The 249-nt window shown below is 76.3% G+C and carries 1 protein-coding gene; it reads left to right on the forward strand.

Annotation, left to right across the window (positions count from 1 at the left end):
• Window positions 1–249, forward strand: a 249-nt coding sequence (locus ACZ3HG_RS24450) for a hypothetical protein (protein ID WP_465335073.1), incomplete at both ends; no start/stop codon positions are given.

Below are 249 nucleotides of genomic sequence, written 5' to 3' on the forward strand. Positions count from 1 at the left end.
GCGTCTTCACGTCGCCGATGACCGACCCGCGTCTTCGTCTCGCGGATGCCGACGTATTCGACGATCCGTTCGCCGCGGCCGCACCGCGGGCCCCGCACGTGCACGCGGACGGGCGGCTGACCGCGGGGGCGCAGGGTGCGGTGCTCGGCGTGGCGGACGACCTCGCGGACGTGCTCGCGACGCCGCGTCCCCGGTGGGAGGCTCTGGCCGGCATCGCCGCGCCCGCTGACCTGACCCGCGACCTCTCCG

The sequence above is a fragment of the Erwinia sp. PME.40.26/001 genome, assembly GCF_055556675.1.